Annotated in this window: 20 protein-coding genes; 5 read left to right on the forward strand and 15 right to left on the reverse strand. The window is 36.8% G+C overall.

Translation table 11 applies throughout. The annotated features are described in order from the left end of the window. Positions 1–24: 24 nt before the first annotated feature. The gene (locus IR022_RS06080; protein WP_194203028.1) at positions 25–1299 is read right to left on the reverse strand and encodes a hypothetical protein; all 1275 of its coding nucleotides are present in this window, start codon (positions 1297–1299) and stop codon (positions 25–27) included. A 424-nt stretch (positions 1300–1723) separates the two neighbouring features. Here IR022_RS06080 and IR022_RS06085 point away from each other — a divergent pair, with 424 nt between their 5' ends. After that, positions 1724–2461, forward strand: coding sequence for a hypothetical protein (locus tag IR022_RS06085; RefSeq protein ID WP_194203029.1), 738 nt, complete (start codon positions 1724–1726; stop codon positions 2459–2461). A gap of 444 nt (positions 2462–2905) precedes the next feature. Here IR022_RS06085 and IR022_RS06090 read toward each other — a convergent pair whose 3' ends face one another. The 12 genes from IR022_RS06090 to IR022_RS06145 all read right to left on the reverse strand — a co-directional run bounded on the left by IR022_RS06090 (position 2906) and on the right by IR022_RS06145 (position 17056). Next, positions 2906–3712 carry a hypothetical protein gene (locus tag IR022_RS06090; protein ID WP_194203030.1) on the reverse strand — a complete coding sequence of 269 codons (807 nt, stop codon included), beginning with the start codon at positions 3710–3712 and terminating at the stop codon, positions 2906–2908. A gap of 22 nt (positions 3713–3734) precedes the next feature. Beyond that, the gene (locus IR022_RS06095; RefSeq protein WP_194203031.1) at positions 3735–4547 is read right to left on the reverse strand and encodes a hypothetical protein; all 813 of its coding nucleotides are present in this window, start codon (positions 4545–4547) and stop codon (positions 3735–3737) included. Between the two features lie 22 nt (positions 4548–4569). Further along, the gene (locus IR022_RS06100) at positions 4570–5394 is read right to left on the reverse strand and encodes a hypothetical protein (protein WP_194203032.1); all 825 of its coding nucleotides are present in this window, start codon (positions 5392–5394) and stop codon (positions 4570–4572) included. A gap of 546 nt (positions 5395–5940) precedes the next feature. Beyond that, on the reverse strand, positions 5941–6306 hold the full coding sequence (locus IR022_RS06105; RefSeq protein ID WP_194203033.1) for a hypothetical protein: 366 nt from the start codon (positions 6304–6306) through the stop codon (positions 5941–5943). 34 nt (positions 6307–6340) lie between these two features. After that, the gene (locus IR022_RS06110) at positions 6341–6580 is read right to left on the reverse strand and encodes a hypothetical protein (RefSeq protein WP_194203034.1); all 240 of its coding nucleotides are present in this window, start codon (positions 6578–6580) and stop codon (positions 6341–6343) included. Positions 6581–6582: 2 nt separating this feature from the next. Beyond that, positions 6583–9168 carry a hypothetical protein gene (locus tag IR022_RS06115; protein WP_194203035.1) on the reverse strand — a complete coding sequence of 862 codons (2586 nt, stop codon included), beginning with the start codon at positions 9166–9168 and terminating at the stop codon, positions 6583–6585. Positions 9169–9172: 4 nt separating this feature from the next. Continuing rightward, the gene (locus IR022_RS06120; RefSeq protein WP_194203036.1) at positions 9173–9733 is read right to left on the reverse strand and encodes a hypothetical protein; all 561 of its coding nucleotides are present in this window, start codon (positions 9731–9733) and stop codon (positions 9173–9175) included. Continuing rightward, positions 9703–10617 (reverse strand): hypothetical protein, encoded by a 915-nt coding sequence (locus IR022_RS06125; protein ID WP_194203037.1) that lies wholly within the window; start codon positions 10615–10617, stop codon positions 9703–9705. Before IR022_RS06125 ends, IR022_RS06120 begins: the two co-directional genes overlap by 31 nt. Further along, a complete protein-coding gene (locus IR022_RS06130) occupies positions 10614–11546 on the reverse strand; it encodes a hypothetical protein (protein WP_194203038.1) in 933 nt (310 codons plus the stop codon). Before IR022_RS06130 ends, IR022_RS06125 begins: the two co-directional genes overlap by 4 nt. Next, the gene (locus IR022_RS06135; RefSeq protein ID WP_194203039.1) at positions 11539–12228 is read right to left on the reverse strand and encodes a hypothetical protein; all 690 of its coding nucleotides are present in this window, start codon (positions 12226–12228) and stop codon (positions 11539–11541) included. Before IR022_RS06135 ends, IR022_RS06130 begins: the two co-directional genes overlap by 8 nt. A 145-nt stretch (positions 12229–12373) precedes the next feature. Next, on the reverse strand, positions 12374–12694 hold the full coding sequence (locus tag IR022_RS06140; protein ID WP_194203040.1) for an RNA-binding protein: 321 nt from the start codon (positions 12692–12694) through the stop codon (positions 12374–12376). A gap of 405 nt (positions 12695–13099) precedes the next feature. Then, the gene (locus tag IR022_RS06145) at positions 13100–17056 is read right to left on the reverse strand and encodes a hypothetical protein (protein WP_194203041.1); all 3957 of its coding nucleotides are present in this window, start codon (positions 17054–17056) and stop codon (positions 13100–13102) included. A gap of 170 nt (positions 17057–17226) precedes the next feature. On the opposite strand from IR022_RS06145, the gene IR022_RS06150 reads away from it, so the two are divergent. The 4 genes from IR022_RS06150 to IR022_RS06165 all read left to right on the forward strand — a co-directional run bounded on the left by IR022_RS06150 (position 17227) and on the right by IR022_RS06165 (position 21000). Then, positions 17227–17625, forward strand: a complete 399-nt coding sequence (locus IR022_RS06150) for a hypothetical protein (protein WP_194203042.1) — start codon at positions 17227–17229, stop codon at positions 17623–17625. A gap of 666 nt (positions 17626–18291) precedes the next feature. Then, entirely contained in the window at positions 18292–19113 is an 822-nt protein-coding gene (locus IR022_RS06155; RefSeq protein ID WP_194203043.1) for a hypothetical protein, read from the forward strand. 19 nt (positions 19114–19132) lie between these two features. Further along, on the forward strand, positions 19133–20038 hold the full coding sequence (locus IR022_RS06160) for a hypothetical protein (protein WP_194203044.1): 906 nt from the start codon (positions 19133–19135) through the stop codon (positions 20036–20038). A 23-nt stretch (positions 20039–20061) separates the two neighbouring features. Continuing rightward, a complete protein-coding gene (locus tag IR022_RS06165; RefSeq protein ID WP_194203045.1) occupies positions 20062–21000 on the forward strand; it encodes a hypothetical protein in 939 nt (312 codons plus the stop codon). 173 nt (positions 21001–21173) lie between these two features. Here the strand turns inward: IR022_RS06165 and IR022_RS06170 are convergent, their stop codons facing one another. Both IR022_RS06170 and IR022_RS06175 read right to left on the reverse strand, forming a co-directional pair. After that, a complete protein-coding gene (locus tag IR022_RS06170) occupies positions 21174–21935 on the reverse strand; it encodes a hypothetical protein (protein ID WP_194203046.1) in 762 nt (253 codons plus the stop codon). Positions 21936–22646: 711 nt separating this feature from the next. Next, on the reverse strand, positions 22647–23627 hold the full coding sequence (locus IR022_RS06175) for a helix-turn-helix domain-containing protein (protein ID WP_194203047.1): 981 nt from the start codon (positions 23625–23627) through the stop codon (positions 22647–22649). Positions 23628–23757 lie beyond the last annotated feature (130 nt).

Consider the following 23757-nt stretch of genomic DNA (forward strand, 5'->3'; position numbering starts at 1 on the left):
TTTAATTAATGGGTAAACCAGGAATTACCTTCTTCTACGCATCCCTTCGGTGGGTACATCTGGAATGTTTTCTGATTGCTGTGGTTCATCTTCCCTCAAAGGTTCTGGATTTTGTGGTAGTTCGTCCTCTTCTTTGTCTGTACCACTTTGAAGCGCTTCTTCGATTAAGTCCAGTAAATCCGCATTGGTTGTAGAACGTGCTACACGGATGTTTAATTTCTCCTGCTCAATATAAGTACGGATAAGCGAACGCAGTTCCTGACCCTCTTCCGTTTTATCGCCCAAAGATTTCTCCTGTAGCTCATCGAACCGGTTAATCAGCGTATCTAAGGTGATACCGGCAGAGGCATTCTCTTTCGAATCTTTGGTACGTTTGTCGAAACTAAAAGCACTGGTATCTTCTTGGGGTAGCTCTTCTTGCAATTTCCGGATCGCCTCTTTCATTTCGGCGGTTTCCATAATCGACAGACCATATTTTATATCACACTGTTTCAGATATTCTACCGTTGCTTCGAACTGATAACGGGAGTAGCGGTAAATTATCTCCGGTATACGCGTAGCAGCCATCAAAGCGGTTAGTTCTTCCTTAGATAGTGCGTCTGTGTCCGATTCATTGTCGATGCTTGTAGCGTATTCGGTTTTCGAACCGTTTTTCTTCTTCTCGATCTCCACCGGATAAGCGTTGTAGACGGATGAAATTGGACAAGGGAAACCCGGATTCTTTTGTAGTTTCTTTTGCCACAGCTTGAATTTACGTTCGTCTAAATCCTTGAACTGCGAATGGCTGAGTGTCAGTAATTGTAAACCCTTAGCACGTTCATTCATATCGTATACGTATAGGGCATGTCCGTAACCAAACTTAAGGCCACCACCATATGAACCGCCACCGATCTTTTCAGCCAGTTTTTCATCGTCCTTTTCTTTGGCGGTATCTACAGCCAGTTTACGATAGGTATCGATCAGATCTACCGAGTATTCCGCATCTGTTGCTCTGGGTACGGTTACATACATGTAACTTGGTTTGGTGCCTGTACTTGGTTTTTCAATCTCCAAAAGCAGTTGGTGTACAGGGAACTCATAGCTCCTGCGCCCTGCCGAACCGTCTGCATTAGGTGCTACAGGCAGGACACGAAGGCGGTATACACCCAATTTGTCCATTCTGAAAAACTCCGTCTTTGTAAATGATTTGTTTTCTTCGAGCGCACGTTGCTGTGCCTCTGAGTACGATTCCTGATTAAACAGGAATAAGTCTTCTACCGACATTTGCATGTCTTTTTCTTCTAAATTCTCTTCTTGCATAAAATGATGAATGCGATAGTGATAAATGCCGGGAAACTAAAGCGGCGACAATCAGGTTCGGATACCCCGTTATCTTCAGTTTGACAAATCTTGGGAGGAGAGCAAAGGTGAGAACCTTTGAGTGTATCACTCGCTACATGCCTCTAAGAAATAGAGACTCAGGTTGAAAGGTATTTTCTCCGTTTTTTTAGGAGGGATAACAAATGTATATGCTATTTTCTATTGTCGCAAAATTTCTCAAAAGAGTTTTTCATCAACTATTTTAAGTGACTATAGGTCAATTGGTATAATTTCAATTTTTAAGGAAAATATTAATTTATAAATCAAGTAAAAAAATAGATTGTTTTATATGTATCTTAGAAAAAAAAAATAGCACTTTTGTATTAAATACATCATTTCGCTTTTAATTTAAATTTTATTTCCTATGAATAAGGTTTATGAATTATTACGTGCGATCAATATTCATATTGAAAAGTTACTCTCTGATACTATTCATAATAAACCATTGAGATTAAGTGAAGTATATGAGTATATTAAAGATATGGAGAATATGAAGCAGGAGTTTACTGATAGTAAAGCATTAAGTCAATTCCTGAGAAGTGTTGTAAAAAATGATGAAGGAGTCCTACACCAAATCATCCCCAGTTGTTATGTAGACAAGAGTAATTATACTAATTATAAATGGTTTTTCTTCCCTAAAGAAAAAAAACTCAAAAAAGAAACAACTCTTGGTGATAAATGCCTGGCTACATCTTACAGTGAGATACATAATTTTTTTAAAACAAGCAAGAAATATATAGCATCAGATGGAACACATGTTAGGTCTATGCATGAGCTATATATTTATAATAATTTATTAGTAATAGATATCTTTCATGTTTCCTATGAAAGTAAAATAAGTTCAAATGGAAAAAGACTATACACAGATTTTGTTGTCAAAAATAAAATAACAAAAAATATATTCAGATGGGAACATTTTGGAATGGCTAATAATAATCCTGATTATGCTGACAAGATGGTAAAGAAGATTGAAATATATACAAAAGAAATGGGTTACAAGAATTTTGATCAGGGTGGACAATTTATTGCTACTATATATAGAACTGATGAAGAATTTATTAGCATGGTAGATAAAATCATCAACCAGATGAAAGAAAGATAGAGTCGATCTTGCTCTTATACTCTATATCCTATCTCTATTCCTTTCAATAAACATCTCCATCTTTTTTTCCGTATCTCATCATAATACACTTTGCGTTTGCCTGTAAGCACTTTCGGACGCTAACAATACAATCCTAAATCAGCATATCCGGATGCAATGATCCATATCTTTAACCGAGATAGTCCAAGAGTGATTATTTTTTCTTAGGGTATAGCCTGATAAGCTCTTTTACTGGATAATTGAGTCGGAATAAAATGTAGCAAAAAATAATTCAATCAATTTAACTTTAAATTATATATCATATAAACATACCGTATACAGTTATTAAACTATATACGGCTAGCCAGTGGTTTTAAATAGATCAAAAACAATCAATAAAAGGACCGAACAATACTATTAAATCCTTACTTTTCAATACCCTCTTGCTATACTCAAGAAGTATAATTAAGCATCTTTTATTCCAAAAGCATAAAAACTACTCTTTTCTGCTTGTCCTACATTATTCAATACGATATTTAATCCGGCATTGATCTTACCTACGATAAGATAATAGGCTTTATCACTTTCTGTTTGATTACTAATCTTAAAACAACCTCTTAGCTGATTTTGAGAACCTAAAAAAACAGAAGAGCCCTGAATAGTCCAACCTCCTGTTATATCTCCTGAAACAGATGTAGAAGATAAAGATTCCGAGAGACTCGAGAAAATGTGAATTCGCCGGTTATCAAAAGCTGGAAGTGTACCGGTATAGTTATTAATATATAGACTATAAAAAACCAGCCATTCACCCGGAGGCAAGCTTATGTAACTTTGAGTATTCTGATAATTTGTTGTATTTATAGCAATATTAGCTCCTGAAGGGCTAAATGTTCCGAATTGCATTCTCGGAGCATATGCTGCCCAGATACCGGTACCATCGGCTGATGAATAGAGGACTTTATCCACACCTTCACCACCCGTCTGAATTGTCAACTGAGAATTGGGGGCAATTGTGCTACCACCTGTTACAATATGTAATTTCGTACCGGGGGCATTTGTCCCAACTCCAACATTACCGTACTCGTCTATTACCACATCATTGAGCATTTGAGCATTTGTTGCAGCTCCTGTTAACGGATTATCTTTAGCTCCGTCTACATGTAATACTAGATTTGATCCGACATTCTCTGTATTTATACCAATCTGTGAGAAGGTGGAAAGTGGAAATAAGAATAAAAAGAACCCATATATATATTTAGAGAAATTTTTCATATGTTTTAACCGATTTATTATTTTAATAAGATAGTCTTAAAGCTAGAAGATAGTTCTCCGGGCTATTGTCCGCAAAATTACTTAATATACCTGAAGCTAATAATGTAGGTGATTTACCAACATGACCAGCACCATAATAATACCTCTTTACTCCGGTCGATGAATTATGAATTACAATAGTACCAGATAACAAATTTGATCCTGTTCCCCATACGATACCTGTCAGAAAAACACTACCGATAATATCTGAACTGAGAAGACCATTAGGAGCATCACTAAAAGAAGTCCTAAACCATAATATTTGATCTTCTGTCGAGGGTACATTAGTTAGAGTTGACTTAATATTTACCATAACAGCCCACATTCCCGGCTTTAAATCAATATAAGAATTATCGAAAGTGATTAAAGGAAGGCCTGCAGTAATAATAGAAGTAGTGCTCATATTACTAATCACTTCAGAATATCCCGCTCCTAAAGAACCTATCGCGAAATCCGTTACTCCTGCATATTTCCATAGTGCGTTTCCGGAAGCATCTGAAGTTAAGATCTTACCGACAGATTCACTACCATCCTGAATCTTTATTCCGGCATATAAAGAATTTCCCTTTATATGTACATGACTTATTGGATTAACCTGACCAATCCCCAAATAACCTGCTGAGCTTATAAATACATCGTCTTCGTAATCTGCCGGGGAAAGAATACCTGCCGGATTATTACCCTTTGCATCTATATGCATTGCTCCGTCCAAAGGATGTATTGTATTAATACCTACCTGAGCTATAATAGCCGGGGATAGCATAGTCAGTAAATTAAACAAGAAATATTTAATCATAATCTATTGTTTTCTAATTTATTCAAATTTCTACAGGAAGGCGATAAGCAATTATATTGTCTTCACCCCATCTCCCTCCAAATGCATTGAGGTAAGAAACAGAAGAAGAAGAAGAAACCACAACATCTCCAGCTATATAGTAGTAAGTTTTGGCAGAACCGCTCTGATTGTCTATAATAACTGAACCTGAGAGGATTCCAATGGTCGTGTATACCATCATCCCCTGAAATAAAATTCTCCCATCCCCTTCTAGATCTGGTGACTTTAGTGAAGCAAAAGATGAGCCGTTATTAACTATTGTAGTATTATCTGCGAAAGATGTAGAAATAGAAAAAAGACCAAGAGGATCATAACCTCCGGCTAATGGCAGATACATTACTATCATAAGTAACCAGCGTCCTGGAGGTAGAACGATTGTGGCATTAGTTGCGGAGTAATTAGAATTATCCAGAAGAGGTATATTAGGGCAAGACGACGGCTTATTAAAAAGAATTGACTCTATTCGAGGTAGACTATACCAACTAGACAGACCTGAACTATTTTCTGAATGGAGAATATTACCGTCCCCTTCACGTCCATCCTCTAAGCGAAAACCTGAAACTGGATTTGTACTTGTTCCTGTAGTTTTAATATGCAGCTTTGCTTCAGGATTTATAGTGCCAATACCCATATTTCCTGCAGAGGTGACTATAATATCATCTTCTGTGCCGCTTGTGCCGGTTACATTTGTATCTTTTTGGGGATCTACATGAAAAACACCCTGAGGATTCGTTGTATTTATGCCGACCTGGGCATGAGTTAGCCCAATTGATAAAACGCCTGTTAATAAGAAAATAATCTTTTTCATTTTATTACTTGTTAGTTATTATATAGTTAGTTAGTTTATTCAAAGAAAGCAGCAGCATGTAATCTCTACACGCTGCTGCCGGACATAGTTGTGCCATAAGTAAAAGGAAATATCGTACTGATTTTGAACGACAACAAAAAAACAAATCAGCTACACGAAAACCTTTACCGGAACAACTATCGATATATGTATTGGGGAAATATGTAAAAGCTGAAAAGAATATGTATAAAAAACGCAATAACAAAAAAAGACGGATCACTCCGCCTAAAATATATTTATTACCAGCATGTTCGCTAGTTAGTCTCTCTCTCTCTCTCTCTCTCTCTCTCTCTCTCTCTCTCTCTCTCTCTCTCTCTCTCTAATATTTCAACGCACATAACCAAATCTAAATCGTTAAACTTTAGATTGTTATTGGTGGGTATGTTTGTTAATTTTATTCTCATTATTTGAGTAAAGGGTTAGATTATAGCGACAAAGATAAAAATTTATATTAAATAACTAGCTCCTATAGAAAAATTTGAGAACTCATATTCGTTTTGTATAACTTTAGATGTATCTGTCTTGGTACCCTACGCTCCTTTTGACTTTAACTCGGTCAAATAAATACTTATTTTTTTTCATCAACCTATCTATCCTATCTCTATTCCTTTCAATAAACCTCTCCATCTTTTTTTTCCGTATCTCATCATAATACACTTTACGTTTGGCTGTAAGCACTTTCGGACGCTTACAATACAATCCTAAATCTGCATACTCCTCCAGATAGCGAAAAAACTTCTCTTTTTTCAAAGAAGGGTCCGAAGAGCCTTTACAGACTGTTGTGATAAGTAAATAAGGGGGTTCGGGGAAAACAGAAACAAGTGTCATATCCATAATAATCTCGTATACCACCGGAACCTCGTACTTCAACATAAATCCGATTTTAGTCTCTTCGAATTTAAACCGCTTAAAGGTCTGTTTTGGCCTTCCGTCCTCCTTTTTTCGGGATATCCTGTTGATCGGTGACTTGGTTAACCTCTGGTTCCTGTATACCTTCGCTTTGGCCATCTTTATTTTCTTTTTCCGATTCGTTACTAAGTTCTGTCGTTTTAATTTCATCCACCATATCATATGATACTATCGCAGGTAACGACATACTAATTTTTTCCCTACTTTTTACGTCTTTCTGAATATTTATCTTTCTCATGATTATACCATATATGTAAAATTTATCTCTGTATCTATATTATTCCACCCGCTTTCATAAAGAAGGATGTTTCGGCTATTACCCGAAAGGACAAATGATGATCCCCTGTTATACTTGTGGTCATCGTTAAAGTCACAAAGCGTAGTGCGTAATCCGTATTTAGGAGGCGAAATCTGATTGGGGATGATTGCTACTGTACCTCCCCAGTTACTACCATCTCGCTTGCCTGTATTGATTACTCCCTGAATGCACACCACATTGCCGACCTGACGGATAAATAACCTTCTGGTGTCTGTCCCCGAACCTGAGTTCTGCATCTGCAGCCATCCCGTATCAACCAGCTTGGCCTGGTATTCATCCGCATATGCAGCACCGATTGTACGGCAAGCCAATTTCTTAGCTTCTGCATTTGCTAGTATAAGATCAGATAGTTTTCCATCTTTTTTTATGTAATTATTACTCACATCCTCTTTGCTCGGAACATTCAGTTTATTACGGAGTATCTGTTGGGCTTCCGTAGTATTTTTACCCTGCTTTACAAGTAGTGTGATATAATCCTGAAACAAACTATCAATGGAAGCAAACTTGTTATCCGCACCTGCTTTGGTATATACATTAATATTAGCTGCAACCGAATCTTTCTGAGTTGCATTATATCCGTCCAGTAATAGATTTGCTTTCTTTGCCAGTTCTTTAATAATCGCACTGGTCATCGTATAGCCTTCCACCTGAGCAATGGGTTTGCCTTCGTTGTCAGTACCCACAAACACCCCGGTCTTTATCGCTTCAAGCTTCGTTTTGTGATCCGGTGTAAATATAGCCCCGGTATAGGCTGAATTCACAGACAGCTTTCCCGCTAGGAACGTATTGACCTCTGTAGTCGAATAGACACTGATATTTTTTCGTGACAGAACTTTATCTGGCAGGTCAGAAAGGTTGGAGGCTTTAGCGAGTTTTAGATCGCCAATTCCTTTCTTCTCTGTATCCAGATTATCTCGGACTGCTGTTTGCCGCTGTACTTTCAGAGCAGAAGCTTGTTGCGGTGTCAATCCGTTTACTTCTTCGGCAGTCAGGCTGATCAATTCAAGCAGGTTGGATGAAATTTTAAGGAATATTGAGTTAGCTTCCCCTTTAGAAAATACATCCAGGTTAGTACGGGCTGTCCCTTTATTGGGCAAGTCTGATAAATTACCCAAACTGTTCATTTTTTTATTTAGAGCTTCAGTAGCTTCGTTTATAGTTACATATCCTTCACTGATAGTTGCTATACTCCCTTTAAATATCGAATCGAGCTTATTTCTGTTGGCTGTAGAAAAATCCTCAGTAGAGAGTTGTTTGCCTTGGACTATATTTACTTTTTTATTTAGTTCAGTTGTAAAATTAGTCTGATTGACATAGATCGTACTAATATCCTTACCGTTTATCCGTAGTTCCCCTGTTATATCTACATACGTTTTCGGACTGATAATAATATTTCCTAAAGTATTTGTGAGATTAAAATCAAATGATTCGTTAGTGGCATATCCGATTGTAGCAATAGGCTCATTATTGCTGTCTGTCCATGACAGCAGGTTGATTAACCGTTTATCACCTTTCAAAAATGTGGTATTTGAAAGGACAAAACCATTCCCGGCATTACGGATATTGAGTAATCCGGTTACATTAACGATATCCGATTTACCTACCACCTGAAAAATAGGTACAGAAGCCTGCTTACCGTTATAGACGTTCAGGTTTCGGAACTTTGAACTTCCGAGTATTAGTCCCTTGTGATTTATATTGATTGCACCTTCATCACTCTCACTTAGCGTATTCACTACATGGGAATCATAGATATAAACCGAACCTGTTTGAGAAGTGTTCGTATGTGAATTTGCAAAAGTCAAACCCTCTTGACTTACCTTTGCCAGTTCTTTCCCTGCTTTGATAAAACTGAAAGTTCCGTTAGCATTGATTATTATTTCACTTACAAGTGCACTATTCAAATATGCACCTATCGAAATATCACCGTTTTCTTTTACAAGCTGCTTTAGGCTAAAGCTGTTTGCATCATTTACTACCGAAACGGATGTCTTTGATTCAAGGCATTTATTTACCGATAAGTTACCCTCCAGTAATAAGTCTTTTAAAATGGTCTGACGTGCAAAAGGAGTCTCTAGTAACACGGCATATTTCCCCATAAACTTATCAATAAAGCGTGGTGAATACTCTTTCTTGAGTTCGATAAATGACGCAACCATCCCCGTTACCATATCATTTTCAGTTGGGACAACCTTACCTCCTTCACACAGATAATTACACCGTCCCCGCTTATTTACATCATTGGCATAGGTGGTGGCATCACTGATATTCTTTTCATAAATATAGTAGGGGAAGGTGGCACCTTTGGACCCTTCAAAATAACGAATTTTATTATTAATCCATACATAGCCGGATGAAATATCAAATCCGTTAATAAGGCACCCTGATACGATAAAATTGGAACAATCTTCAAATATGGCAGTCATACTTAGAGATAGCTCCTGTAAGTTTAATATGTCATCGGTATAGGTGTACCTTCCACCCGATTCTGCTATGTATTCTTTCATTATCTTATAGTTTAGTGTTAGGCTCTATTTGAGTTGTATCTATTTTAACCAGGTATGTTTTCCCTGCAATTTTATAGGTATTGACTACATAAGAAAGCATATACACGAACTCCCGCTGTGATAGGGTAATCTTAGGGACACAAACGACAAAGCTTACCTTATTAATGGTCTTTTCTTCTGCCAGATGATAAAACTCCCTCGGTTCTTCTGCCTTGTTGTTTGTCTGTACTTTTTCATTCTCCGCCCAAAGCGTATATGGCTTTCCATATAGCGATTTCTCATGGTATATATCCACACCCAGCCTTTGAGTTTCGGTGATATAAATAACATCGAGAGGATCTGCAAAGTATTTGCTGAACTTCCGGTTTAAATACCATTCGAAATAGAGCCTTTGACTGGTCATATTTGCTTCTATCAGTTTATCACTCGCAAACTGTGCAAAGCGTTCATTCAGGGTCTGTAAAGGAAATACCAGGCTTTGCAGAAAAAGTATATATTTCCTTCCGGCAAGATAATGAGGCACCAACCTGTTGATTAATTTGTCTGTAAACAATTTGTATCGCATCCGTTGTCAATAATTAATTTAATGGCTTCGCGGAAATCGGGAATTGATTTTTCTTCTCCTTGTCCTGTCGATTGTCTGATATAGCCGGAACTGGTATGTGACATACGCTCTATCTTTTGCATGGCACCCAGATACCCGTCACCATCATAACAGGCAATAAATATTCCCTGCCCGTTCTTCTCATTCGAGTCTATATGAACATCGGTTACATGTTCCACTTTCTTAATGGCATCTATTACTTTAGATACATAAATTCCTGCATCAAAGTCAATATTCATTATGTATTCATTCAGCTTTTCTTCAATAGCATCGTAAATCTCAGATTCCAGGATTGCACCATCATAATAAACTGAAACACATGGTATCAGTATATCTCCTTTACGGCTTGTCATCTCGATTCTCGTTCCCACAAATGTTAGTTTATTGATATAAGCATTTATCAGCAACAATTCATTTTGAGGTATTTCAGAGAGGTTTCCTTTCTGGCCTGTAGCGACTTTCATTATCAGTTTATTATCGAGGTTTATATCACTGGTACTCTCAGAATACGATACCTGCGTTATAATACGTTTCGATTCATCTATGGAAGCATACCCGAATGCCAAACCATCTTCACGCACTGTCAGTGTATCTCCTTTCTGATATTGAAGTAAGGCATTAGCATAATACGTAGGAGTCCCGTTTATCCTGCTGTTGATTGCCGATGAAATATCAATGGCGAATACATCAAGAATCGTTTCAAAACTATATATAACGGCTGATACCGTCCATGTAATCCCATTCAATATGGATAACCTCGAGTCGCTGGAGAACTCGTTCAGTTCCATCCGTTTGTTTCTCTCTTTTAAAGCTTCGTTATAAATTTCTTTGATTGTCCTGCTCATTTTTCAGATGAATAAGTTTCATTGTCGATTATAAACTTCCAAAAGCCACCTTCATTCCACGCAGGTTCATTACTGAGTAGCCAAACCGCCTCCATTCCTGTTGTCAGTATATAGTTGTGTTTCTGGTCACGTGCAGGTTCATTATATTCTCCTGATGGACGAGCCGTTAAAGTTATAGTACAGCTTCTTCGTCCATAGTAGTATTTCACAAGTGAGATCAGGTAGTTGTCGATTACAGATTGCGCTGCATCCAGATAACTCAGGTTCAATCTCATCAGCTTCTTGCAATCAAGTAATTCTAATAGATTGTCCGTATTATGTCCCGATAAATCAAGATCATAAATACCATCCAACAGGGAGAGAAAACCGATTTTTATCGCCGTATCAGTTAGAATAAATTTCTCTACGTAGACTGGCTTATGCAGATATATAGCATTTGCTTTAAGCATAGTGAAATCCAATTGACTGAATAAGGCTTCACCATATATCCGAATCTTTCTATGTTTTGAGACTAGATTGTCGAACGAGTGATTGATATGTCTTACTTCTTCTGAAAGTGTGACTGTTTCAAGCAGAGAATTATCTCCCCAGTCAATCTCTACTTTTCCGGTTCCCGATGCTGTAAAATCAGTTGATGTTTCGAATTTACTTAGTATAAACTCCATAAGCAGGGGCCATGAAGCTTCTTTATAATAAACCGAACGTTCACCGTTAGAGGGGACTATTTTATGAATACGATTGTATGATACAGTATCTGCATTGATGATATACCCGTCTGTAAAGATCAGTTCATCCCCTGATTTCAGATCAGTGGCAAAAGACAATTCTGTATTATTCATCAGAAGGTCAACGATACCTTCTATCGAGCCGTAAAGATGTAGGGCAACATCATAAATGTTCTGCCCGGAGGTGACGATATATTTACCCATTTTTTTCCTCCACTTCCAGAAATAGTTCTCCGGTTTCGGAGTCCATATAAGCGTTATTGATTACCATCTGATCATTTTTAAACTCACTTTGAAGTTTCTCGGCTAGTCCTGAATTTTCAAAGTTACCGTGTAGAAACTCGATTAAACCGACTCCGATAGTCGGATACTGGTATAGATTCCCTGCCATCGCTTTGAGCAGAAAAACCTCATTCTGCCCTTTGGCTGCTTTAATCAGAAAATCCGTTTCGGCACCACTGTAAATATTCAGCTTGTTGTCATTGAATATCAGGTTGAAGTTTCCATCTTCATTTAATTGCTGTAGCTCGGATAATCGAATAGCCGTTATTATATTCTTGGAAAGAACATATACTTTAAACCAATGCTTATTATCCGATTTATTTAGCATATAATCCAATTGTCCGTCTCCGTTGTGTAAGCAAAAGCGTATCATCAGTTCCTTGTAGGATGGTGTATAAGGGATATTAATGTGTATACCGTTCTTATCCGAATATCGTTTTTCAAAATCAGACGGTACGGATATTTCTGCGTACAGGTATCTTTCGTTATCCAGACCCGGCATTTCACCGAGCAGTATAAAGTCATAGATAACCTTGTTGGTCAGGTTACCACTTGTATTGACTTCTCCGTAAACAGCGTCTACATGTATATCTTGCCTTGCCATATTGTTGTATAAAAAATCCCCGAACGGAGTGTCCGGGGAATGATTTCACTCGTATTAAAGAGAAGAAGAAGATGGGTAGAAATGTTTTTTACCATTTAGCTCGGTAAAGTTGTGTTAAGGAGTCAGCTGGGAGACTGTGTATTTATTATTCCTGCATCAAGTTGTAGACTTTTTCTACACTTGACCACATATCGTCCGGTAATTGTTCTTCGGATATTTTTTCGCACGATTGTTTCAAATATTCCATTTCTTCGCTTGTGAATTCCACCAGTAGCGGGATATCTTTGTCTGTGTTCCATTCGATACGCTTTGTTTCCTGATTTTCCTTTAACCCTACTATATCACGCTCTGTATCTGAAATCTCTATTTTTTTCAGGATTTCTTTTTTAAGGTTAAAGTTTTTGAAGTTTCCCTCTTTGGGTAAAAATGCCGGAATATACAATCTGTCTTTAATCGTTAGTTCCATCTGTTCGATAATTTGTTTGTTTTATTAAAGAATAGGAAAACTTAAATATTGTGGTTTGGAAAAACTAAATTAATTTTTCAATATAGAGTCTGACATCTTCTTCAATTTTGGCTACAATAAATTCAAAATCTTTGAGATAGGACGACACATTTGATTGAGCAGGAAGTGAACAATTGATCATATTATTTTCAAAATGAATACTACCGATATACACGTGGTTACCGTGATCATCTGCTTCGATCTTGTTGACAGTTGCCCTTATCCAACTTAAGATGCTATTGTTAATACTCTATTCCAACTGGAAAAGTGCTTCTTTACTTTTTTGGAGATAGTTACATGCTCTGTGTCCATAATTTGATGCTATTTGGTTTATCAAAGAATAGAGGCTTTGCCAAGTAAAAGTTATTAAATTACATTCCTTCCAAATACAACAAACGTAAAATTCGTATCCACTAACCCACCATTATCACAATTCACTACCCGAAGTTGGAAGCTGTTAATGCCTATATATTCTACCCGAACATAAGCATTAGAATGATAATTTGCGGATGTGTCCCAATAGGAAGTTGCCAATACCGTGTAATTTAGGTGTCCCAGATTATGATTTACCACAAATACTCCTGTTTTCGTCTTTGAAAATGAGGTAATAGTCATTCCATTACCCCACTGATTATATAGTGTAGAACTGTTCTTTACCAGAGCAGAAAACAGTACCCCCGGAGCATTCCATATTTCACCGGACCGTTGTCCAAATTTGTGAGGCCCATAAGATTCGATTGCATATGTAGAACCCGCATTTGCAATAATTGATATACCTCTGGCTCCAGTAGCATAGGTCTGGATACTGATTCCTGTCCGTGCTGAGTCTGCACGGATAGCTAGCAATGTCGAGGTAGCGCTATTTATCTCCAGAAACGAAGAACCCATAAGAGTAGAAAACAAGATTGCAGAATCAGCAGCCGTATTGGTTAGCCTGTTACCGGAGATGGTAAAGCCTCCAATTTTACCCGATGTAGCGTTTACAGTTCCGGTAATAGTTACTGCACCTGCTGCTGTCCAACTGACATTTCCGTTTGCCACTTGTCCCGAACCATCATTATTTAATTTCCATTTTGTTCCATTTGTAATAGAGCCATCAGCAGAAAGAATTACACTGTTTTTAAATATCTGTGTTGAACTGATTATCCAGCCTCCGATAGTGCCACCCACTGCTGTTATTCCTGTTCTGTTTAATGTAACTTTAACAACATTCGATGCATCCCTGACCGAAACACTGCCATTATAACTACTACCTCCGACTACCAAAGCTGTATCGACATTTATTTGTCCTGCACTAATTTTTCCTGTATAAATTCCTGCAGCCGAAATCTGTGTCAGTTTTGGAAATGTAGTACCCCCCAGTGCCGTATTTATGTTATTAATTGAAGTAGTCCATTTGGAAGAAACAGTGGTACTGAAGGAGAGAGTACCTGCTGCATTCCAAGAGATATTACCATTAGCTAGCTGGCCTGAACCATCGTTATTAAACTTCCAGAGAGTACCATTTGTTATTGAACCATCTGAACCTAACGAGACGTTATTCTTCCATATCCGAGTGTTATCGAATGCCCAGCCCGCTATTCTATTGTAAACCTCCTTTGCTCCGGTGAGACTGTAATTTGTAGATAGACAAAAGTATTCCGTATTATCCCAAGCCATCATTTGCAATCCGATAAATCCCTTTTTTACGGTATTCCCGGAAGCTGCAACCTGACCCAATACTATATGCCCCGCATTGTTACTCTGATGCCATGTGATAGCAATACCATAAGGTTTATAAGCACCGGTATACCAATACCCGGAACCGGAAGCTGCCGAACGTATCTGCATAGGCATTGCCCCCGCAGTACCAACGGAACCAATCGTTATATTATCCGCCCCGATAGTCCAACCTCCGATTTTTCCCTGAATAAAAGAGCAATTCAATCCATTAACGTAAGTTGAATTGATAATATCGGCTTTAATACTGACTGCGTCCAATTTCGAAGCTTTAATACTCCCTGCTGCAATGCGGTCTGCACTTATAGTACCGGATGTAATTTGTGTAGCAATTAAAGAACCTGTGTAAATTCCGGTACTTGATATTTGTGTCAATTTCGTGTATGTTGAACCTCCTAGAGCAGTTGTTATACGATTTATAGGAGTAGTCCAATGGAGAATAACGGATGCACCAAATGTAACTGATCCTCCAGCGTTCCAACTAATGTTGCCATTAGCTATTTGCCCTGAACCATCGTTGTTGAATTTCCAGACTGTACCATTTACAATGGAGCCATCCCCACTTAAAGAAACGTTATTTTTCCATATACGTGTATTATCGAATGCCCAACCTGCTATACGGTTATATACTTCTTTTGACCCTGAAAGGTCATATCGGGCAGAAAGACAAAAATATTCGGTGTTATCCCAAGCCATCATTTGGATGCCGATAAAACCCGTCTTAACTGTACTGCCTGATGCTGCAACTTGTCCAAAAACAATGTGCCCTGCATTACTGTTTTGATACCATAACATAGATAAACCTACAGGCTTGTAAGCTCCGTTATACCATAAACCAGCTCCTGAGGAAGTAGAACGCAGTTGCATTGGAATAGCACCGACTGTCCCGATGGAACCGATTGTCATTGCATCACGGCCCAGGCTCCACCCTCCGATCTTTCCCTGAATGAATGTACATGACAAACCATTTATATAAGTTGTATTTATTATATCGGCTTTAATGCTCGTTGCATCGAGCTTGGCTGAAGTAATACTATTTGCTGCGATAATATCAGAGTTAATGGTTCCGGATGTGATTTGATTCGCAATTAATGTTCCGGTATATATTCCATTACTATCTATAGTAGTTGTATACCTCTCAGTGGATGTTACATCAAAAACAGTAGCATAGGAAAGGCTCCACTCAACAGGTATTGCAACAGTTCCTAAAATCCCCGTAATTGCAAAAAAATTGGTGGAAGAAAAGTTTGCTGTTCCGCAGGTTACCTTACAAATATATTCGCACCAGTCTCCTGTACCTGAAGTTGACGTGAGCCATTTTTGTGCACCACCTGTTCCTATAGAATTTGAATGATAAGATATATTCCTTCCAATAGGTATTTTGGCTATTATACGTGTAATCAAGACCTTTCTATAGGAAGTCATAGTCTGAAAACTGAACCCGCCACAATTTGGGGATGAAGTTCCTGTATTCTTGATTACAAGTGCTTGTTTACTGTCGTTGGGGGCTTTATCATCAATCGTTTTGGTAATGGTAACTAATCCATTACCTGAATTATTATAAACCCTGATACTATTAATGCCGGTATAGAATGTAGGATCACGGTATAGCATTCTTCCATAAGCCATTGCCTGAGCAAGCTCCTTGGCTGCGTTTGCCTTATTGGTTGCATCCGTAGCTGCTGTTGTGATAGCTTCGGTTGCTTTCGTGTCCGTGTATGATTTAGCTGCACTCAAAGCACTATTTGCAGCATTGGTCCAGTTAAGTATTACCAATGATCCGAATGTAACATTTCCTGAAGCATCCCATCTGATATTGCCTCCGGCCAGTGCTCCAGCTCCAGTGGCATCGAGGTTCCATTTCAGTCCTCTGATGCCTAACGAGCCAATAGTAATGGAAGAAGCATTAGAGGTATATCCGGCTATTGTATTATTCTTTGTACCGCTAAATATCGAATCTGCATCGATACGCCAGCCTCCGATACTACCTTTGATCACATTCAGGGTTAAGGCTTCTATATTAGCTGCTGTTATAAGTGATGCTTTTAACACATCCACATTTATTCTTGCTACATCTATTGTCCCGGCATTAATTTGTGTTGCATGAATACGAACAGCATTAACCGTAATTGTAGAAAGAGTACCTGTAAAAATTCCATTTTTATCTATAAAAGTTGCACCCACCCAGTTCAATGAAACAGCAGACCCAAACTCTACTTTTCCTGTTGTCGAGTTATATTTTATATATTGGCTTCCATTTCCTAATTGAGTGTTCCCTTCTGTATCAACGAAGAATGTTCTTACTCCGTTCTTGAAACCAAACAACCCATCGATCGTTTGTAACGAATATGAACTTCCATCGAATAGATTCAAATCCATATGCCCCATGGCCACACCTGTAATCGTATTAAGCGGTGTTTTATAACCTGCAAATATTTTAGGAGTTATTAGTGTTTCACCATTTATTTCAGTTTTATTCGTATCCCAGTTTTTCACCCAATCAAGTAAATTTGCATCCTGACCTGCGGGACCCATAGCTCCGGTTTGTCCATCAAAGAGAGTCGATAATGTGACTTGAGCTTTTGCTATTATTATTTTACCCATTCTTTTTGTTGATTGTTTTATTTAAATAAGAATAGGCCTGGTCAAGCAATGCTGTTTGATCGTCTGAAGTATTTCTCAAGCTATAAATATTACATAAAATGAACTGAATACTTATTTTTATATATTTGTGAACTCTTTAGATAAAAAGATTATAATGATATTAACAAACAATGAGGAATATAATGTTTGGCTATCCTAATAAAGAAATAGAAGAGGTAAAAAAGGTTGATCGATTGCTTCGTATCTTGGACAAAGAAAGAACCGGATTAAAAATAAATAAGATTCGTTATGATCACAAATTTGATAATGATATAATTATAAAGGCAAAGAATCTAGGATATATTTCGTTTTATAATGAAGACAAAAATGAATATACAGAATCAATTTGCGACCAAAATTTTTGTAGAATAACAACTGAGGGATCGCGTACACTAAATAGATATGGAGGATTTGAAAATATGCTAAAGTATGATCGTACAGGTCGGAGAATCGCAAAATCAACGTTAATAGTCACGATTATTTCATTTGTATTTGCTTTTTTATCATTTATGATTGGAGCACTAAGATAAGAGATTCTCATGCCCCAAGAACAATGGAACAGGTATAAATTAATTTGTTAAATTTGTCCTGTCTTATTTACATACTTAATAGGCACTTTGCATTCTTTTTTCATGTTCGAAGATGTAGTTTATACTAAGAGAATCTTCCATTATTTCTAATTCAGCTTTGTATTTCAATAAATTATTTAATATAAATTTTTATCTTTGTCGCTATAAACCAACTCTCTAGTCAAAAAATGGTCATAAAATTAACAAACATATCCACTAATAACAATCTAAAGTTTAACGATTTAGATTTGGTTGTGTGCGTTGAAATATTAGAGAGAGAGAGAGAGAGAGAGAGAGAGAGAGAGAGAGAGAGAGAGACTAACTAGCGAACATGCTGTTAATAAATATATTTTAGGCGGAGTAATCCGTCTTTTTTTGTTATTGCGTTTTTTATACATATTCTTTTCAACTTTTACATATTTCCCCAATATATATATATATCGATAGTTGTTCCGGTAAAGGTTTTCGTGTAGCTGATTTGTTTGTTGTCGTTCAAAATCAGTACGATATTTCCGTTTATCCATGGCACAACTATGTCCGGCAGCGGTGTGTAGAGATTACATGCTGCTGCTTTCTTTGAATAAAGAAACTAACTATATAATAACTAACAAGTAATAAATTTGAAAAATGAGAAAAAAGAATCTTTTGCTAATGGGAGTTTTTGCCTTTGGTCTCTTGCAGGCACAGATAGGGATAAATACAGATAATCCTCAAGCATTATTTCATATAGATGGAGCATCAACATCTGCTACAACAAATCCCGCAACGGGTGCACCAAGCGCAAGTCAAGCAGTTGATGATGTAGTTGTTACCAATGATGGTAGAGTTGGGATTGGTCTAATTAATCCTGAAGGAAAACTGCATATACGTACAGGTGGTACCGCAGCTGCACCTGCTGCTGGATTCAGACTAAAAACTGGAAGTCAGAATTTAGGTAAGGTTTTAACAGCAATAGCTGCTGATGGTACAGCAGATTGGAGAGACTTAGTTGTGACTAACATTATAATGGGTAATCTTCATCCTCAGGGAGTCGACATAGTAGGAAATACGGGGTATCATTATACAGGGAGTACTTTAACCTTACCCCCAGGTACTTGGTTGGTGGAGATATCGATAGAAATAAATGTTACCAATTGTTTAGATAATAATCCTTTGCAGTATTGGGTTACATCCCTTTTTTCCGAATCGAATACAACTGCAGTATGGTCACCTGATGTTATAATGGGGAGAGCGCAGGCTGCACAAGGAAAGCGTTCTTCAAATTGGGATATGCTTTATGGGGCGAGTTTTATAATAAATGAAACAGGTGCAAATAAAACATATTATTATTGGGGGAGACTCTTGCCAAACTATAATAGACCAGATATGTCTTTTACCAATTTTTCTCTTTCCGGATTTGGGCGGGCGAGCAATAGCTCCATTATTGCAGCCATTAAATTACATGATTAACTTAAAATATAACATCAAGATGAAAATTTCAAGATATTTAAAATATAAAAATCAATTGATTGTTTTGTTATTGCTACTCAATTATAATGCTATGGCTCAGGTGGGAGTTGGTATTAATATGGTAGATCCAACGCATGGCGTTTTTCAGATAGATGCTAATGCAAACACTATTGCTAGCAATGACGTTTCAGATGATATTATTGTGGATAATCAGGGTAGATTAGGGATAGGGGTTGTACCCACTCACAAGCTTCATATACAGACGGAAGGTACCGCTGCTGCTCCTGTTGAAGGATTTCAGTATCAGTACGGAAATGGGGTGCATACTGTTGGAGCCTATTTGATCTCTAATGCAAATGGAGTTGCAAGGTGGCAATCTTCAATATCATCGTTAAGGATAATTAAAGGGGATTATGCTGCAATTGGTTTTACATGTACTTTATCATCCTCTATGCGATATATAGGGACTCATATTTCTCTTGATCCTGGAATTTGGATTGTTCAAATGTCCAATTTGATCGGACTGAGAGAGAGAGGGAGTGCTCTAGTGGATGCTAATCTGGATAAGAAACTATTTATTAGGATGTCTTTATCGGATAGTTCGGTTTATCCTAGTCCATCACAAGGAGATATTTTGTCTGTAAGAAGTTCGGATTTAATGTTTAATAGAACTCTGATGTCAAACATCACCTATACTTCTTCTCAATTCTGTATGATTTCAGGCTTTTTATTAGTTCATAATCAAACACCAAGTACAAAAACGTACTATCTTACTATAGGTGGTATCGTTACTTTTCTACGAACTCAAGATGATCCAAGTGGTGCGGGGCTTCAAAGTGTAAACCATTTAGAGCTGTTTGGCTTGGGGACTGCTAATTCCGAAAATATATTAACAGCTCTTTACTTAGGAGAAGATATACTGTAAGTATAATTTAAAAGAAAAAAATTATGATAAAATATATATTTATAGTAGCAATATTGGCTTACTCTCTTTGTGGTGAAGCCCAAGTAGGTATAAATACTTCCAATCCAACAGGTTTTTTTCATATTGATGCACTTGGTAATAACAATACAGCCGCTGCTCCAATAGCAATAGAAGATGATGTATTGGTGAATAATGTTGGAAGTTTAGGAATAGGGACGCAGCCTTCGCGGAAGGTTCATGTAAGAGCTAGTTCAGATGCGGAAGGGTTTATTTTACAAGATGGTACAGAGCATGAGGGTTATTTATTGACTTCAGATGCGCAAGCAGTAGGGAGGTGGGTAGGTCATGACCCTGTGGCTCTTACTGTAGCTAAGTTTGCTTCTTATCCAACCCAACCAGGTTTGGTTCCTCCTGCGCAAGCTATAAATTTACCAGTAAATAGAGGGGCTACGGCGCCTGATGGCTTGTATGAAAATACCAATACTACTTTGACTTTGCCCCCAGGTAGATGGTTAGTTAAACTAGTAAACTTGCCTATCCAGACGAATGGGCTTATGCATTCTAGCGGACAAGAAGCAGAAATCGCACTAATACCGCCTACAGTACCTATACGGATACAATATTCTATTTATATGACATTCTCAGATAATCCAGCGGCAAATCCGTTGATACCTACAACTGATTTAGGAGCAGTTAATACCATAAAAGTAAAGATGCTTTATGATATAATATACCTATCGCATATTGGTTTTGTTATTCTAGAGAATAAAACATCTAATCCCAAAGTTTACTATTTGATAGCTGCCGCTATTGACGATAATTTGATTGTTACTCACAATGAACTAAACACAATGTTGAGTGATCCAGCTCAGTTTCCTCAAGGAACAGTTCTGCTAAAGTGGTTTGCATCAGCTCGCTGGCTCGAAAATAATATGTATGCCATACGCTTAGAAGATAATTAAAAATGTAGTTAGATATATGGCTCTGTTTTGGTGGAGTATAGAGCTAATATAATAAGAGAACCCTCGTGAATTATTAATTCATGGGGGTTATTTTTAATAGATAGTTAATACATCCTTTTCTATTTTAAAGAATAAAGGAGATGATTTTTTTGTTACATTTACCTTATAACAACTTAAACTTTAACGGTTTTGTGATCCCCGGCATTACCCGAGCATCCTAAAATTACATTGGTTAGATTTGAATCATTCAAATCTGTAGAGCCATTTGCAGGAGGAGATACATTATAAAATATTTCACTAATATCATTTAATATATTATTAATCCAAATACCCACATAAGCAACTGCTTTTCCTCCATTTTGAGGAGTAATAGTATTTCCTGAAACATCACTAAAAGTTGTATATAACTTTACATTAAAGGCATAGGATCCGGTCTCAGGTAAAACTAGACTCTCGGCTGCACCTCCTCTTGTTGAAGAGAAAGGCATAGATACCATATTGGATTGATCATTTCCACCAGCAGGTCCTGCTACCACATTAGAACTTGCATAATAAAGAGAAATTCCTTGCGTAGGTAGAAATCCCCAAAGCTCCTTCCATTGATTATCTTTCCAAAAATAAACACCTTCATCGAATTGATTAGATGCACCACCATTATTATATACAAGTGTACCGGTGACAGCTCCAGCCACAGGCGATTTTTGTGATAGATTAGTTAAAGGAACTCGATTCAATAGCAAGCCCTTATCGGCATCTGAAAGTTCTAATTGTATGGAAGGATTCATTACCGTAGCACCTCCAATTTTACTTTTGCCTGAGGCAAATACATCTCCCCGTACATCTAAATCAAACCGGGGATCTTCGGTATTTAGACCAATCTGAGACCAGAGACTTAAGTTCAGAGAGGACAAAATCAATAAAAAAGTTTTTCTCATTTGTTATTTTATATTAGTTAGTAAATTTTTATTAGTAAATGGGATACTGTCGGACATACCTTCGAGAACAGCTTCGATTTATTAGGGTAGCCAGAATAATAAAAGCAATAACAAAACAGTACAAACAATTATTACACAGCAAGTTACAGGAAAGCAGTAGCATGTAATCTCTACACGCTGCTGCCGGACATAGCTATTCTGGAAATTATAGATTGTTTTCACCTCTTCGATTGAAATTCGAAGGGGTACCTTCGCAAATGCATCCATATATTTTATATAGAATAAAGTATTTTGCCCAATAAGTGAGAAAAAATACTAATAACTAAAAATGGGTGAAAGTTTCTCTTGTTGTTGTCTTTTTTCACATATATTCTATCAGAGATTTATTTGTAACCATTTTTGAGTATTTAGTGTTACGGAGAGTCTATTGATGTGGTATATTTATTTAGTCTTAGACCTAAATAGTATATCTAATCTAGTGTTTAATGTATTCTTTTGTAAATAGATATCTTGATTGATGAGAATCGTTTTCTTTATTATAAAATTTTTTCTTAAACACTAATATATTTAGCTGTTCCGGTGTAGTTTATAATTCATCCTAAATTGTTGTCGTTTTTTTTATTCAGGGGTTACTTCTTTAGCATCTCTCTGGTACAGCTATATTTGATAGTATTATGTAGTGATTACATAATACTATTTTTATTTATAAGCTTATAATAAAATCAGATCTTCGGTTATATTTGAAATCAGCTCTCGTTGTAAGTTTAGAAATTTAGCCCGTTGTATTTCACCACTTCGGGTGATAAGTGTAGAGTATTTTTTTAGAGAGTTCAGCCATTTTTTATGCACCAACGATGCTTGAGTATTAGAAATACTTATCGGATCCGAAAAGTATGACCAAAGCTGAGTATAGGTTTGTCCATCGTACTCAAAATAAGAAGAATTAGATTCAATATTCAAAGAGGAAAGGTATACCAGTACTTCTGAGCCCATTTGATTTCCCCCTTTCAGTGTCATTCTTTCTAATAGATCTATGCATTCATATAATTCCTCTTGTATAACCCGTAATTCAGATTCATTAATTAAGTTTCTTTTATAAAAATAATTAATGTCCAATAGGGTTGATAATATGGTGTTTTTATCTATGATGATTTCTTGTTTGCTTATTACCTGAAAATTATATTTCAATTCTTTCTGTAAATTGAGTATTTCTTGAGGGATATCAAAATCTGAATAATAGAAATTTAAGGGGACATCTTCCGTCTGGTGTATCCATTTATAATAATGGAATTTAGTAATATTAGGAAATGATATAGAGAAAATTGTGGGAAAATGATTTCCAGCCAATATGACTTTTGAATTAGTCGCATTACGAACTTTGTGTAAAACATCTATAATCTCTATAATAACGTTTCTAATCTGAAGTATTGGAACCGAATGATTCAGCTCATGTAAATTAAAGAATATACGTTTGCCAGTATTTTGCCCGACAATTTCATCAAGAGAAATATTAAAGTGTAGTGCAATCTTGGATATCTCTTCAAATGTAAAAGGAATTTCATTTCTGATTCTTCGGTACGTAGATTCTTTAGTTAAATCAAGTAATTCCATTAGAATAGGAGTTATGTTCTTCTCTTTGGGTATATTTTTACGTATATTATTAACTACTAACCCATTCAATGCTTTTTTCATACAATTAGTTCTTAAATAAAATTCTGATAAACGTATGTTATTGTTTGTAATCTTGAATTTATGTAGACGGCTATAGAATCTAATATGAAATTGTAAAATTTAATTAGCAGGTATTATTCTAATAATTGAT

The organism is Dysgonomonas sp. GY617, assembly GCF_015233815.1.
Lineage (GTDB): Bacteria > Bacteroidota > Bacteroidia > Bacteroidales > Dysgonomonadaceae > Dysgonomonas_A.

What these genes read in the sequence shown, in the direction of transcription:
- IR022_RS06080 (WP_194203028.1), bottom strand. Translation starts at nt 1,299, where the DNA reads ATGCAAGAAGAGAATTTAGAAGAAAAAGACATGCAAATGTCGGTAGAA.
- IR022_RS06085 (WP_194203029.1), top strand. Translation starts at nt 1,724, where the DNA reads ATGAATAAGGTTTATGAATTATTACGTGCGATCAATATTCATATTGAA.
- IR022_RS06090 (WP_194203030.1), bottom strand. Translation starts at nt 3,712, where the DNA reads ATGAAAAATTTCTCTAAATATATATATGGGTTCTTTTTATTCTTATTT.
- IR022_RS06095 (WP_194203031.1), bottom strand. Translation starts at nt 4,547, where the DNA reads ATGATTAAATATTTCTTGTTTAATTTACTGACTATGCTATCCCCGGCT.
- IR022_RS06100 (WP_194203032.1), bottom strand. Translation starts at nt 5,394, where the DNA reads ATGAAAAAGATTATTTTCTTATTAACAGGCGTTTTATCAATTGGGCTA.
- IR022_RS06105 (WP_194203033.1), bottom strand. Translation starts at nt 6,306, where the DNA reads ATGTTGAAGTACGAGGTTCCGGTGGTATACGAGATTATTATGGATATG.
- IR022_RS06110 (WP_194203034.1), bottom strand. Translation starts at nt 6,580, where the DNA reads ATGAGAAAGATAAATATTCAGAAAGACGTAAAAAGTAGGGAAAAAATT.
- IR022_RS06115 (WP_194203035.1), bottom strand. Translation starts at nt 9,168, where the DNA reads ATGAAAGAATACATAGCAGAATCGGGTGGAAGGTACACCTATACCGAT.
- IR022_RS06120 (WP_194203036.1), bottom strand. Translation starts at nt 9,733, where the DNA reads ATGCGATACAAATTGTTTACAGACAAATTAATCAACAGGTTGGTGCCT.
- IR022_RS06125 (WP_194203037.1), bottom strand. Translation starts at nt 10,617, where the DNA reads ATGAGCAGGACAATCAAAGAAATTTATAACGAAGCTTTAAAAGAGAGA.
- IR022_RS06130 (WP_194203038.1), bottom strand. Translation starts at nt 11,546, where the DNA reads ATGGGTAAATATATCGTCACCTCCGGGCAGAACATTTATGATGTTGCC.
- IR022_RS06135 (WP_194203039.1), bottom strand. Translation starts at nt 12,228, where the DNA reads ATGGCAAGGCAAGATATACATGTAGACGCTGTTTACGGAGAAGTCAAT.
- IR022_RS06140 (WP_194203040.1), bottom strand. Translation starts at nt 12,694, where the DNA reads ATGGAACTAACGATTAAAGACAGATTGTATATTCCGGCATTTTTACCC.
- IR022_RS06145 (WP_194203041.1), bottom strand. Translation starts at nt 17,056, where the DNA reads ATGGGTAAAATAATAATAGCAAAAGCTCAAGTCACATTATCGACTCTC.
- IR022_RS06150 (WP_194203042.1), top strand. Translation starts at nt 17,227, where the DNA reads ATGAGGAATATAATGTTTGGCTATCCTAATAAAGAAATAGAAGAGGTA.
- IR022_RS06155 (WP_194203043.1), top strand. Translation starts at nt 18,292, where the DNA reads ATGAGAAAAAAGAATCTTTTGCTAATGGGAGTTTTTGCCTTTGGTCTC.
- IR022_RS06160 (WP_194203044.1), top strand. Translation starts at nt 19,133, where the DNA reads ATGAAAATTTCAAGATATTTAAAATATAAAAATCAATTGATTGTTTTG.
- IR022_RS06165 (WP_194203045.1), top strand. Translation starts at nt 20,062, where the DNA reads ATGATAAAATATATATTTATAGTAGCAATATTGGCTTACTCTCTTTGT.
- IR022_RS06170 (WP_194203046.1), bottom strand. Translation starts at nt 21,935, where the DNA reads ATGAGAAAAACTTTTTTATTGATTTTGTCCTCTCTGAACTTAAGTCTC.
- IR022_RS06175 (WP_194203047.1), bottom strand. Translation starts at nt 23,627, where the DNA reads ATGAAAAAAGCATTGAATGGGTTAGTAGTTAATAATATACGTAAAAAT.